At 63.2% G+C, this 12,749-nt stretch carries 10 protein-coding genes; 5 read left to right on the top strand and 5 right to left on the bottom strand.

Going from position 1 to position 12,749, the window contains the following annotated elements; genetic code table 11:
* Nucleotides 1-28: 28 nt before the first annotated feature.
* The 3 genes from IAE34_RS03185 to uvrD form a co-directional block, all read right to left on the bottom strand.
* A complete protein-coding gene (locus tag IAE34_RS03185) occupies nt 29-436 on the bottom strand; it encodes an SMI1/KNR4 family protein (protein WP_200137406.1) in 408 nt (135 codons plus the stop codon).
* Between the two features lie 115 nt (nt 437-551).
* Nucleotides 552-1,397 carry a Tim44 domain-containing protein gene (locus IAE34_RS03180; protein ID WP_200137405.1) on the bottom strand — a complete coding sequence of 282 codons (846 nt, stop codon included), beginning with the start codon at nt 1,395-1,397 and terminating at the stop codon, nt 552-554.
* 170 nt (nt 1,398-1,567) lie between these two features.
* Nucleotides 1,568-3,751: a DNA helicase II gene (gene uvrD / locus IAE34_RS03175; protein ID WP_200137404.1), complete on the bottom strand. Its 2,184-nt coding sequence runs from the start codon at nt 3,749-3,751 to the stop codon at nt 1,568-1,570.
* Nucleotides 3,752-3,967: 216 nt separating this feature from the next.
* On the opposite strand from uvrD, the gene IAE34_RS03170 reads away from it, so the two are divergent.
* Nucleotides 3,968-6,487 carry a putative bifunctional diguanylate cyclase/phosphodiesterase gene (locus IAE34_RS03170; protein WP_200137403.1) on the top strand — a complete coding sequence of 840 codons (2,520 nt, stop codon included), beginning with the start codon at nt 3,968-3,970 and terminating at the stop codon, nt 6,485-6,487.
* 50 nt (nt 6,488-6,537) lie between these two features.
* Here the strand turns inward: IAE34_RS03170 and IAE34_RS03165 are convergent, their stop codons facing one another.
* Nucleotides 6,538-6,843 carry a hypothetical protein gene (locus IAE34_RS03165; protein WP_200137402.1) on the bottom strand — a complete coding sequence of 102 codons (306 nt, stop codon included), beginning with the start codon at nt 6,841-6,843 and terminating at the stop codon, nt 6,538-6,540.
* A 229-nt stretch (nt 6,844-7,072) separates the two neighbouring features.
* Between IAE34_RS03165 and hexR the strand changes: the two genes are divergently transcribed.
* Together hexR and IAE34_RS24285 are read left to right on the top strand one after the other, a co-directional pair.
* On the top strand, nt 7,073-7,939 hold the full coding sequence (hexR, locus tag IAE34_RS03160; protein ID WP_200137401.1) for a transcriptional regulator HexR: 867 nt from the start codon (nt 7,073-7,075) through the stop codon (nt 7,937-7,939).
* A 104-nt stretch (nt 7,940-8,043) separates the two neighbouring features.
* Nucleotides 8,044-8,262 (top strand): PA3496 family putative envelope integrity protein, encoded by a 219-nt coding sequence (locus IAE34_RS24285; protein ID WP_233630915.1) that lies wholly within the window; start codon nt 8,044-8,046, stop codon nt 8,260-8,262.
* Here IAE34_RS24285 and IAE34_RS03155 read toward each other — a convergent pair.
* Nucleotides 8,204-9,151, bottom strand: a complete 948-nt coding sequence (locus IAE34_RS03155) for a LysR family transcriptional regulator (protein ID WP_200137661.1) — start codon at nt 9,149-9,151, stop codon at nt 8,204-8,206. The genes IAE34_RS24285 and IAE34_RS03155 overlap by 59 nt on opposite strands.
* A 204-nt stretch (nt 9,152-9,355) precedes the next feature.
* Between IAE34_RS03155 and IAE34_RS03150 the strand changes: the two genes are divergently transcribed.
* Both IAE34_RS03150 and oadA read left to right on the top strand, forming a co-directional pair.
* The gene (locus tag IAE34_RS03150; RefSeq protein ID WP_200137400.1) at nt 9,356-10,771 is read left to right on the top strand and encodes an acetyl-CoA carboxylase biotin carboxylase subunit; all 1,416 of its coding nucleotides are present in this window, start codon (nt 9,356-9,358) and stop codon (nt 10,769-10,771) included.
* Between the two features lie 93 nt (nt 10,772-10,864).
* On the top strand, nt 10,865-12,673 hold the full coding sequence (gene oadA, locus IAE34_RS03145) for a sodium-extruding oxaloacetate decarboxylase subunit alpha (protein WP_200137399.1): 1,809 nt from the start codon (nt 10,865-10,867) through the stop codon (nt 12,671-12,673).
* Nucleotides 12,674-12,749 lie beyond the last annotated feature (76 nt).

Raw genomic sequence — 12,749 nt, 5'->3', positions numbered from 1 at the left:
ATGGTGGAACGCGCGACCGCCGAAATGCTCAGCTTTCCAGCCAGACGTCACGCGCCCAATGCCAGACCGACTCCCAGCTCTCTTCGCCGACGATTTCTTCTTCGCCCTCCCAGAGCACCACGGTGCCGTCTTCCTCGACGCAGTAGTAGTCGCCTTCATGCTCGCACAGCGGGATGAGGTCGCGTGGCACGCCCAGGTCCCAGGCGTTGGCCGCCACCTCGGGCAGATAGGTGTGCGACTGCGGATCGGTGACCGTGACCGGTTCGATCGTGCCGTACACCACGTCGCTGACCGTCAGCAAAAACTCCTTGAACACGAAGGGAATGTTGATGAACAGCTCTTCCTCGATCTCGACCAGCAGGTCTTCGTCGGGAAGCTCGAGGGGCACCGGTACCGGCTCGTTGGCTTCACGGAGTTGTTCGATCACTTCTTCCACGTTTCATTTCCTCTGGCCTTGATGACAACGCTGCGGTTTATACCCTAGTAGTGCGCTATGGCAAAAGCAAAAACCCCGGAACGAGTCCGGGGTTCTTTGCTGCGGGGTGTGGGAATCAGCCGTTCTGGCGAATACCGGCAAGCATCCAGGGCTGGTTCTCGCCCTGGGCGCGCTCCATGTGCCAGCTTTCGCTGAAGGCTTCGCCCTGGTCGAAGCGCGAGTTCTTCGACACGCCACGGAAGGTCAGGGTGGCGATGGTCTTGTCGGCACGGTCCTCTACGCCATCGAGCTGCACATCGAGGTTGTCGATGTAGGTGGACTGGAACCCGTCGCCTTCCTCGGCACGCTCGCGCTTGAGGAATTCGAGCATCTGCGGCGTGACGAACTCGGCGATCTTGTCCATCTCGTTCGCATCCCAGTGCTGCTGCAGCGTCTGGAAGTGGTTGCGCGCGGCGGCCAGGAAGTTCTGCTCGTTGAACCAGGCCGGTGCATTGATGACCGGTCCTGCTACCGGCGCGGCAGAACCGCCGAACATCGGCTGAGCCGGCTGCTGAGGCTGCACTTCGCGCTGGTATGGCGCGTGACCGGCGGCCTGCGGCTGCTGCTGCTGGCGACGACGGGCGGCGATGAAGCGGAAGACCAGGAAGGCGATCAGGCCCATGATCAGGAAGTCGAAGATCTGCATGCCCTGGAAGCCATCGCCCATGAACATGGAGGCCAGCAGGCCACCGGCGGCGATACCGGCCAGGGGGCCGAGCCAGCGCGAAGCGCCACTGGCAGCGGCCGGCGCGCGGCCTGGTGCCATCGGCGTGGCGGCAGGGGTGGTGGGCGAGGCCTGGCGGGTCTGGTGCATGGGCGCTGCGCCCGAGCTCTTGCCACCGCCGAAGCGCTTGGCGTTGGCGTCGAGGCTCAGCGTCAGGCCGACGCAGAGCGCCAGTGCGATGCTAAGAATACGTTGCATAAGATGGGATTTCCCGTTTTGTGGATTGCACGCGCGTCATGGTGCACATGATCTGACAGACATGGCTAGCGCAAGAATGTTTCGAGCTTTTGCCTAATGAGGGGATTCAGGCCGTAGGGAAGTTCTGGAAAGGCTGTATGAACAGGGGCAGCATCGCGCTGCCCGTCGCGTCAGATCGCCTCGAGCTTGGCATAACCCAACATCAGCCACTTGCTGCCTTCATCGAAGTTGACCTGTACCCGCGCCTGGGCGCCGGAGCCTTCGAAATTGAGAATCACGCCTTCGCCGAACACCGAGTGCTGGACGCGCTGACCGAGACTGAACGCCGTCTGCGGGATGCTGGCATTGGCGAACAGGCTGCTGGCAGGCGCCTGCGAACCGCCGAAAGGTCGGCTGACCGAGTTGGACAAACGTACTTCCTGAACCAGGCCTGGCGGAATCTCCCGTACGAAGCGCGATACCTTGTTATAGGTCTCGCTGCCATAGAGGCGGCGGGTTTCGGCATAGGACATGATCAGCTGGCGCATGGCCCGGGTGATGCCTACATAGGCCAGGCGACGTTCCTCTTCCAGGCGCCCAGGCTCCTCCAGGCTCATCTTGTGCGGGAACAGGCCCTCTTCCAGGCCCACCAGGAACACGAAGGGGAACTCCAGGCCCTTGGCGCTGTGCAGGGTCATGAGCTGGACGCTGTCTTCGTGCTCGTCGGCCTGGGCATCGCCGGCTTCCAGCGACGCATGACCGAGGAAGGCCGACAGCGGCGTGAGGTCGCCGTCGTCTTCGCTGGTCTCGAAATTGCGCGCGGCACTGACCAGTTCCTCGAGGTTTTCCACCCGTGCCTGACCCTTCTCGCCTTTTTCTTCCTGGTGATAGACGATCAGCCCGGACTGCTCGATGACGGTCTGGGTCATGGTGTGCAGCGGCATCTCGCTGACCTTGGCCGCCAGGCCCTCCATCAGCTCGATGAAGCCTCCCAGGGCACTGGCCGCGCGGCCCTTGAGGGCCTTGGCGGCCAGGAGCTGGCACATCGCATCCCACATCGACAGCTGACTGTGGCGGGCGTGCTCGCGGATGGCCTCGACGGTCTTCTCGCCAATGCCCCGCGGCGGCACGTTGATCACGCGTTCGAGCGCAGCATCGTTGCCGCGTCCTTCGAGCAGGCGCAGGTAGGCCATGGCGTTCTTGATCTCGGCGCGCTCGAAGAAGCGCTGGCCGCCGTAGATGCGGTAGGGGATGCGCTCGCGCAGCAACGCTTCTTCAAGCACGCGCGACTGGGCGTTGGAGCGATAGAGGATGGCGATGTCATTGCGCGAATGACCGTCCTTGATCACCCGCTCGATGCTCTCGACCACATAGCGGGCCTCGTCGTGCTCGTTGTAGGCCGCATACAGGGTGATGGGTTCGCCTTCACCCAGGTCGGTCCACAGTTCCTTGCCCAGGCGCCCACTGTTGTTGGCGATCAAGGCGTTGGCAGCCTTGAGGATGCCGCCGGTGGAACGGTAGTTCTGCTCCAGGCGGATCAGCTCGGCGTCGGGGAAGTCGGCGGTGTACTGATGGATGTTCTCGATCTTCGCGCCACGCCAGCCGTAGATGGACTGGTCGTCGTCGCCCACTGCCATGAGGCTTTCGCCCCCCGCCGCCAACAGGCGCAGCCAGGCGTACTGAACGGCGTTGGTGTCCTGGAACTCGTCCACCAGCACGTGGCGGAATCGTCGCTGGTAATGCTCCAGCAAGCCTGGCTGGTCGCGCCACAGGTCCAGGGCGCGCAGCAGCAGTTCGGAGAAGTCGATGACGCCAGCACGTTCGCAGGCTTGCTCATAGGCTTCGTAGATCCCGCGCATGGTCGCCAGGAACAGGTCGCCGCCGGGTTGAATGTGCTGCGGGCGCAGGCCTTCGTCTTTCTGCCCGTTGATGAACCACTGGGCCTGGCGCGCAGGCCAGCGCTGCTCGTCCAGGCCCAGTTCGCGGATGACCCGCTTGACCAGGCGCTGCTGATCGTCGCTGTCCAGAATCTGGAAGTTCTGCGTCAGCCGGGCTTCCTGCCAGTGCGCGCGCAGGAGGCGATGGGCCAGGCCGTGGAAGGTCCCGACCCACATGCCGGCAGGATTGAGCCCCAGCAACTGCTCGATGCGATGGCGCATCTCCGCCGCCGCCTTGTTGGTGAAGGTCACCGACAGGATCGAGTGCGGCGACGCCTGCTCGACCTGGATCAGCCAGGCGATGCGGTGCACCAGCACGCGGGTCTTGCCGGAGCCGGCGCCGGCGAGCACCAGTTGACGGCCACGCGGAGCCGCTACGGCCTGGCGTTGGGCATCGTTGAGGGAGTTGAGCAGGAGGGAGAGGTCGTCAGTGTGCATCTGGCCATTCTAGGGGGCCGCGGGTGCGGGGGCAAACGGGTGTCGGAGAAATCTGCGGCGTGGCGACGGTCTGTCCGTCGGCAGGGGAAGATGGCCAAAGCATCGGCCTGCTTTGAAAAGATGACCTACAGCAGTTTGGTCGCGCGGTCCGGTTGTGTATCCTCCGTCACCGTTAGCGGCTGACCATTACAAGAACACTGACAAGAACACGGCCATATGACTCGCAATTGCAGGGTGATCGACGCATCACCCGAGACGACCAAGCGCGTTCGCAGGCAATTCGCAACTCAGCTCAGCATCGAGCGTACCCGCCTGCTGTATCAAGGTTCTCTGCTGCCCACCTTGTTCATGTTGCTCAACGGCCTGCTCTGCGCCTGGCTACTCTGGAGCCCGGAGCGCTACCTGCTGGTAGTGGTGTGGACCCTCTGGCTACTGGCCCTGGTGGGGTTGCGGGTCGTGCAGGTGGCGGCGTTCGAAGCGGCGTTGCCGTCGCGCCAGGCCAGGGCGCACTGGTGGCGGATGTTTCTAGGTGGCTCGGCCTTCAGTGGCCTGACCCTGGCCTGCGCGGCGATCGCGCTGGTACCGGTGGGCAGCTTCGTCCAGCAAACCTGGGTGTTCGGTCTGCTGGGTGCGGCGGCGCTGTCGGCCAGCGTTGCCTATGCCGCAAGCCTGACGGCGTTTCTCAGCTTCGTGTTACCGGGGTTGCTACCGCCCATCGGCCTGCTGTTCTTCTATCACGAAGGCGCGCAACGCGGTTGGGGCTGGTTCGGGCTGATTCTGCTGGGGGCGTTGATCGTGGTGGCGTGGCAGGTCCATCGACTGATCGAGAACGGGTTGCTGCGGCGCTTTCAGAACCAGGCGCTGATCGAGCACCTGCAGCAGGCGCAGCGCCAGGGCGAGCAGTTGAACCAGGCCTTGAGCGCGCAAGTCGAGCAGCGCCGTCAGGCCGAAGAGCGCCTGCGCCATGCCCAGCTCGCGCTGGAGCGGCGGGTGAGCGAGCGCGGGCATGAACTGCATCTGGCACAACAGGCGCTGGGGGCCAGTGCACAGCGGCTGGCCCAGCATGAAGAGCAGCAGCGGCTGGCCGCCACGGTGTTCGAGGCGGCCAGCGAAGGTATCGCCATCCTCGATGCCAACTTCCAGGTGCTGGCCGTGAACCAGCCCTACTGCGAGCTGACCGGTCACGACCGTGAAGATCTGCTGGCACGCGACCTGCTGGAGCTGCCTGGCAGCCGCGATGTGATTCGCCACAGCGATTCGATCCGCGAGGCCCTCGCCCAGCAGGGGCGCTGGCAAGGCGAGGTGGTGGAGGCGCGGCGCAACGGTGAACTGTATCCGCAGTGGTTGCAGCTCAATGGCGTGCACGACGCCACCGGCAGGCTCAGCAACATCGTCGCGTTCTTCACCGACCTGTCGATGCGCCGCCAGTCGGAGGAGCGTCTGCGCCACCTGGCCCACTATGACGAACTGACCGGCTTGGCCAATCGCACGCTGTTCCGCCTGCGCCTGGACCAGGCGCGCCAGCGGGTGCGCGTCAATGGCCGCAGCCTGGCGTTGCTGCATGTCGACCTGGATCGCTTCAAGCTGCTTAACGAGAGCCTGGGCCAGGCCTTGGCCGACCAGTTGCTCAGGCAGATGGCGCGGCGGTTGGCCAATGCGGTGCCAGAGGCCGATACCGTGGCGCGCATTTCCGGTGACGAGTTCGTGGTGCTGTTCGATGGCTACAGCCATCTGTCCAGCCTGGTACGGGTCACCACGCGCCTGCTCGACAAGCTGCGGGTGCCGCAACGGCTGGGCGATCACGAGGTGGTAGTGAGCGCGTCGGTCGGGATCAGCCTGCTGTCCGACCCATCGTGCGACCTGGATACCTGGCTCAGCCAGGCCGATATGGCCAAGCAGTACGCCAAGCACCTAGGCGGCGACTGCTTCCAGTTCTATACCGAAAGCCTGCGCGCCAGCACCCTGGAGCGCCTGCAACTGGAGATCCAGTTGCGCAAGGCGCTGGCCGAGAAGCAACTGCTGGTGTTCTATCAGCCGAGGCTATGCCTGCGCAGCGGACGCCTGCACGCTGCCGAGGCGCTGGTGCGCTGGCAGCATCCGCAATGGGGCATGGTGCCGCCCAGCGAGTTCATCGGGCTGGCCGAGGAAACCGGTCTCATCGCGCCTATGGGCGAGTTCGTCCTGCGCCAGGCCTGCTTGCAGGGGTGCGAGTGGTTGCGCCAGGGCCGGGAAATTCGGGTTTCGGTCAACCTGTCGGTGTATCAACTGCGCCAGGGCAAAGTGTTCAGCCTGGTGCGTCAGGTGCTCGAAGAAACCGGCCTGGCGCCGCATCTGTTGGAGCTGGAGCTCACCGAAAGCCAGCTGCTGGACAACGTCGAGCACATCATCGCCACCTTCGAGCAACTGCATGCGCTGGGGGTCAAGCTGGCGATCGACGATTTTGGCACGGGCTATTCGTCGCTGAGCTACCTCAAGCGCTTCCCGGTGGACTACGTGAAGATCGACCAGGCGTTCATCCGGGGGCTGCCCGAGGGCAATCAGGATGCCGCGATCATTCGCGCGATCGTCGACATGGCCAAGAGCCTGGGGTTGGAAGTGGTGGCTGAAGGGGTGGAAACGCCCGCACAGCTGGCGTTCCTGCGCGAACAGGGCTGTGACGAGGCGCAAGGGTATCTGATCAGCCGACCTGTGGATGCGCAAAGCTTGGCCGACCTGCTCGAGACGCAATCCCGGTAACAGGCCGGTATCGGCTTCAGGAGCAGCGCAAAGGGCTGCAGGCGAAACGCTTATTCGATGACTTCGATAGGGAAGATGTCACCACCCTCCGGATAGCGCAGTTTGACAAAGGACCATCCAGTACCCGATTTACGCTCGAAACTCACGGTCTTGCGAGTCGGCTCATCGGGTACTCCCTGGTCACCGCCCTCGAACTTCAGCTCCAGCTCTTCCCAGCCTCCCAGATGAGCGACTTCTGGTTGAATCAACACCGCAGTGATGGTCGGGTTCGCCACCGTGACAGTGCCCGTCACTCTGAAGCCTTGGGTTTCTGCCCGCTTGTCGTTGACGGCGGTGAACTCGTAGATATGTTCCATGGTGCAGTCCTCGTGGTTGATAGTGGTTGCATCTGGACTTTCACATGGGCGTGAAGCTCGTATCAGACAGAAACTATTCACCGAGGTCTCGCAATGCCTGGCTTGCAGGATTCAGGCCCTGTCGATCCAGCGAGCAGGCGATGGGTTTAGCTGGGCGCTCAGGCGGTCATGTAGTATAACTACAAGATAGCTACAACCCCGGCCAGCCGATCCCAACCGAGTCCAGCCCGTGAACCTGTTGCAACATATCGCCCAATCGCGCCATCTGCTGCGCAAATCGGAACTCAAGGTAGCCGACCACGTGCTGCTCGATCCGGCCGCCGTCATGCACAGCTCGATGGCCGATCTTGCCCATAGCGTCGGGATCAGCGAACCGACCATCGTGCGCTTCTGCCGGGCGATCGGCTGTACCGGCTTCCAGGATCTCAAGCTCAAGCTGGCCCAGAGCCTGGCGGCCGGCGCCAGCTTCGGCCAGTTCGCCATCCATGAAGACGATTCGGTGGCCGACTACAGCCTGAAGATCTTCGACACCACGCTGCACACCCTGATGGAGGTGCGCGAGCATCTCGATCCTCAGGCGCTGCAGCAGGCGGTGAGCGCCATGGCCCAGGCCCAGCGTGTGGAGTTCTATGGCTTCGGCGCCTCGGGAGCGGTAGCTGCCGATGCCCAGCACAAGTTCTTCCGCTTGCTGCTCAGCGCTGCGGCCTATTCCGACCCGCACATGCAGGCGATGTCTGCCGTGACCCTCAAGCAGGGCGACGTGGCGGTGTGCATTTCCCAGTCGGGCCGTTCCAAGGACCTGCTGATCACGGCCAACCTGGTGCGCGAGAGTGGTGCCAACCTCATCACCCTGTGCCCCAGCCAGACGCCACTGGCCGAGCTGTCGACGGTCAACCTGGCCATCGACGTCCATGAAGACACCGAGATCTATACGCCACTGACCTCGCGCATCGCCCACCTGGTGGTGATCGACGTGCTGGCCATGGGCGTTGCCATGGCCCGCGGACCGAGCCTGGTGAACCACTTGAAGAGCGTCAAGCGCAGCCTGCGCAGCCTTCGTTTGTCGCCCAAGTCGATCAAGGCGACCGACGACTGAACGGGCGATCCCGTCAGTGACCAGCAATATTCATCAGCTTGTCACCAATCGGTAAGGCCCGGCCGCCACTCTGAGGCTCCCGCATCCGATCTGGGAGACAGGCAATGGCAAACGATCACTTCGGTTCGTACCAACCCAACGCCAAGGCTCGCAAGCAGGCTGAGAAGGATCAGCGTCGCATGGAATATCGCCGCGCGATCGAAAGCTACTGCGACCAGCGTCAACTGCTTCGCGAAATCACCGACTATCCCGAGTTGCGAGACATCACGGTATGGCAGGTGGCCCCGGCAGCTTCCCAGAAAATCGCTCCACCAGCCCACTGATCTGCGCACGTTCGCCACGAATGAACGCCTGGAAGGCCAGGGCTACCGGCGACTGCCGTTTGGCCTTGGCCTGGACCAGGCACCAGCTGCGGTACAGGGGCAGTTCCTCCACCGGCAGCTCGCGCAACAGCCCGGTCGCCAGCTCCATGTTCACCGCGTGGCGCGTCAGCAGGGCGATCCCCAGGCCGGCGATCACGCACTCGCGTTGGGCATCGGCGGAGGCGACCTCCAGTGTCTGGGTGAAATGCACGCGCTTGTCCTTGAAGTACTCCTCGCACGCCTTGCGCGTTCCTGAACCCTGCTCGCGCACCAGCAGGGTGTGCGGCTCCAGGTCCTGCAGGCGCAGGCGGTCGAGCTGGCACAGCGGATGTTCCGGGGGCGCCACGGCGATGATCGGGTTGTTCAGGAATGGCAGGAATTCCAGGCCCATGTCCTGGGGCACCATCGACATGATGATCAGATCATCGCGGTTGTCGGACAGGCGCCTGATGGCCTGCGCACGATTGACTACGGTCAGGGTCAGGCTGACTTCTGGGTGACGTTGCCTGAATGCGGCGAACAGGTGCGGCACGAAGTACTTGGCGCTGGATTCGATCGCCAGTTTCAACTGCCCTTGCAGCGATCCTTGCATGTCGGAGAGCTGCATGTCGAAGTTTTCCAGTCGCCCGAAGATGTCCCGGCTGGCGCGTTGCAGGGCCTCGGCCGCCTCGGTGAGGTAGAGTTTTCTGCCCACGTACTCGAACAGGGGCTGACCCACCAGCTCTTCCAGCTGACGGATCTGCAGGCTGACGGCCGGCTGCGTCAGTGACATTTCTTCGGCTGCTCGACTGTAGGAACGCAGGTCGCACACTTCGTTGAAAATTTGCAATTGACGCAATGTCATACGCATCAACGACTTACGCATATTTGTCTCCGGCTCGGCAATACCCTGTTACCCAAATATAAGGTTTTGCTAATACACGACCTAACAAATATTGATTTTTATTTATTCCCACGGAGCGCTAGGTTTGAGTCGCGACTGGCCAACAACCTTTGGTCACGCGCCGACCGGGATATCCGGATCGACTGTTCGAACGGCTTTGGGAAGAATCCAGTGATAAAAAAAATCCTGATCGCCAACCGGGGTGAAATCGCGGTCCGCATCGTGCGGGCCTGCGCCGAGATGGGCATTCGTTCCGTTGCGATCTTTTCCGACGCTGACCGGCACGCCCTGCACGTCAAGCGCGCCGACGAGGCCTACAGCATCGGCGCCGAGCCGCTGGCCGGTTACCTGAACCCGCGCAAGCTGGTGAACCTGGCGGTGGAAACCGGCTGCGATGCCCTGCATCCGGGCTATGGATTCCTGTCGGAAAACGCCGAGCTGGCGGAAATCTGCGCCGAGCGCGGGGTCAAGTTCATCGGCCCGGCCGCGGAGGTGATCCGCCGCATGGGCGACAAGACCGAGGCGCGGCGCACCATGATCCAGGCCGGGGTGCCGGTCACGCCCGGCACCGAAGGCAATGTGGCCGATATCCACGAGGCCCTGCGCGAGGGTGAGCGTATCGGCTATCCGGTGATGCTCAAGGCCACCTCCGGGGGAGGCGGACGCGGTATTCGCCGCTGCAACAGCCGTGAAGAACTGGAGCAGAACTTCCCCAGGGTGATCTCCGAAGCCACCAAGGCCTTCGGCTCGGCCGAGGTCTTCCTGGAAAAGTGCATCGTCAATCCCAAGCACATCGAAGCGCAGATCCTGGGCGACAGCTTCGGCAACGTGGTGCACCTGTTCGAGCGCGACTGCTCGATCCAGCGCCGCAACCAGAAGCTCATCGAGATCGCCCCGAGCCCGCAGCTCACCCCTGAGCAGCGTGCCTACATCGGCGACCTGGCGGTGCGCGCTGCCAAGGCGGTGAACTACGAGAACGCCGGTACCGTGGAGTTCCTGCTCGCCGAGGGCGAGGTGTACTTCATGGAAATGAATACCCGGGTGCAGGTGGAGCACACCATCACCGAGGAAATCACCGGCATCGACATCGTTCGCGAGCAGATCCGCATCGCCTCCGGCGAGCCACTGTCGGTGAAGCAGGAAGACATCGTGCACCGCGGTTATGCGCTGCAGTTCCGCATCAACGCCGAGGATCCGAAGAACAACTTCCTGCCCAGCTTCGGCAAGATCACGCGCTACTACGCCCCGGGTGGGCCGGGCGTGCGCACCGACACGGCGATCTACACCGGCTACACCATTCCGCCGTTCTACGACTCCATGTGCCTGAAGCTGGTGGTCTGGGCGCTCACCTGGGAAGAGGCGATGGACCGTGGCCTGCGCGCCCTGGACGACATGCGCGTGCAAGGGGTCAAGACCACCGCCGCGTACTACCAGGAGATCCTGCGCAATCCGGAATTTCGCAGTGGTCAGTTCAATACCAGCTTCGTCGAGAGCCACCCTGAACTGACCAACTACTCGATCAAGCGCAAACCCGAAGAGTTGGCCCTGGCCATCGCCGCCGCCATCGCCGCCCACGCAGGCATCTGAACGCAGCGGCGAGCGGCCGGTGGCCGCTGCACGTGGAAGCCCATCGGCTTTCCGGCAGCCTGGCGCTGCAGCTCGCCGTTCAAAGGAGAAAGAATGTCCAAGAAAATCCACGTTACCGACACGATCCTGCGTGATGCGCACCAGTCCTTGCTGGCCACGCGCATGCGCACCGAAGACATGCTGCCGATCTGCGACAAGCTCGACAGGGTCGGCTACTGGTCCCTGGAGGTATGGGGCGGCGCGACCTTCGATGCTTGTGTGCGTTTCCTCAAGGAAGACCCGTGGGAGCGCCTGCGCCAGCTGCGCGCGGCATTGCCCAACACGCGACTGCAAATGCTGCTGCGTGGTCAGAACCTGCTGGGCTACCGTCATTACAGCGACGATGTGGTCAAGGCGTTCGTGGCCAAGGCAGCGGTCAATGGCATCGACGTGTTCCGCATTTTCGACGCCATGAACGACGTGCGTAACCTGCGCGTGGCCATCGAAGCGGTGAAAGCCGCTGGCAAGCACGCGCAGGGCACCATCGCCTACACCACCAGCCCGGTGCACACCATCGATGCCTTCGTGCAGCAGGCCAGGCAGATGGAAGCCATGGGCTGCGATTCGGTGGCGATCAAGGACATGGCCGGCCTGCTCACCCCCTACGCCACGGGCGAGTTGGTCAAGGCATTGAAGGCCGAGCAGTCGCTGCCGGTGTTCATCCACTCCCATGACACCGCTGGCCTGGCTGCCATGTGCCAGCTCAAGGCGGTGGAGAACGGCGCCGACCATATCGACACGGCGATCTCCAGCTTCGCCTGGGGGACCAGCCATCCCGGCACCGAGTCGATGGTCGCCGCGCTCAAGGGCAGTGAATTCGACACCGGGCTGGACCTGGAGCTGCTGCAGGAAATCGGTCTGTACTTCTACGCCGTGCGCAAGAAGTATCACCAGTTCGAGAGCGAATTCACCGCCGTCGACACTCGTGTGCAGGTCAACCAGGTGCCAGGCGGAATGATTTCCAACCTGGCCAACCAGCTCAAGGAGCAGGGTGCGCTGAACCGCATGAACGAAGTGCTGGCGGAGATTCCACGCGTGCGTGAGGACCTCGGCTTCCCACCCCTGGTTACCCCCACCTCGCAGATCGTCGGCACCCAGGCGTTCTTCAACGTGCTGGCCGGCGAGCGCTACAAGACCATCACCAACGAAGTGAAGCTGTACCTGCAAGGCGGCTATGGCAAGGCCCCAGGCGTGGTGGATGAAAAGCTGCGGCGCCAGGCGATCGGCAGCGAAGAGGTCATCGACGTGCGTCCGGCCGATCTGCTCAAGCCGGAGATGGCCAAGTTGCGTGAGCAAATCGGCAGCCTGGCGCGTAGCGAAGAGGACGTGCTGACCTTCGCGATGTTCCCGGACATCGGCCGCAAGTACCTCGAGGAACGTGAAGCCGGCACCCTCAAACCCGAGGTGCTGCTGCCGATTCCGGAGGCGGGGGCGGTCGCCTCGGTGGGCGGCGAGGGCGTGCCTACCGAGTTCGTCATCGACGTGCACGGTGAGACCTACCGTGTGGATATCACCGGCGTGGGTGTGAAGGCTGAGGGCAAGCGCCACTTCTACCTCTCCATCGACGGCATGCCTGAAGAGGTGGTGTTCGAGCCGCTCAACGACTTCGTCGGCGCGGGCAGCAGCAAGCGCAAGCAAGCCAGCGCACCGGGCCACGTCAGCACCACCATGCCGGGCAACATCGTCGATGTGCTGGTCAAGCAAGGGGATGTGGTGAAGGCCGGTCAGGCCGTGCTGATCACCGAGGCCATGAAAATGGAGACCGAAGTACAGGCAGCCATCGCTGGCAAGGTGGCGGCGATTCACGTGGGCAAGGGCGATCGTGTCACGCCAGGCGAGATCCTGATCGAGATCGAGGGCTGATTCACGGCCCTCGAACACTACGGGTTACCTCATGGGGAGCGCAAGCTCCCCTTTTTTTCATCCGCTGCCCAGGCAG

The sequence above is a fragment of the Pseudomonas sp. S30 genome, from assembly GCF_016518545.1.
Taxonomy (GTDB): domain Bacteria; phylum Pseudomonadota; class Gammaproteobacteria; order Pseudomonadales; family Pseudomonadaceae; genus Aquipseudomonas.
The sequence above is the reverse complement of the archived record's forward strand: the minus strand, read 5'-3'. Positions and strand labels throughout refer to the sequence as shown.

Bases quoted from the DNA above. Each gene is read 5' to 3' on its own strand.
- uvrD (WP_200137404.1), bottom strand. From the start codon at position 3,751: ATGCACACTGACGACCTCTCCCTCCTGCTCAACTCCCTCAACGATGCC.
- IAE34_RS03170 (WP_200137403.1), top strand. From the start codon at position 3,968: ATGACTCGCAATTGCAGGGTGATCGACGCATCACCCGAGACGACCAAG.
- IAE34_RS03180 (WP_200137405.1), bottom strand. From the start codon at position 1,397: ATGCAACGTATTCTTAGCATCGCACTGGCGCTCTGCGTCGGCCTGACG.
- oadA (WP_200137399.1), top strand. From the start codon at position 10,865: ATGTCCAAGAAAATCCACGTTACCGACACGATCCTGCGTGATGCGCAC.
- IAE34_RS03165 (WP_200137402.1), bottom strand. From the start codon at position 6,843: ATGGAACATATCTACGAGTTCACCGCCGTCAACGACAAGCGGGCAGAA.
- IAE34_RS03155 (WP_200137661.1), bottom strand. From the start codon at position 9,151: ATGCGTATGACATTGCGTCAATTGCAAATTTTCAACGAAGTGTGCGAC.
- IAE34_RS24285 (WP_233630915.1), top strand. From the start codon at position 8,044: ATGGCAAACGATCACTTCGGTTCGTACCAACCCAACGCCAAGGCTCGC.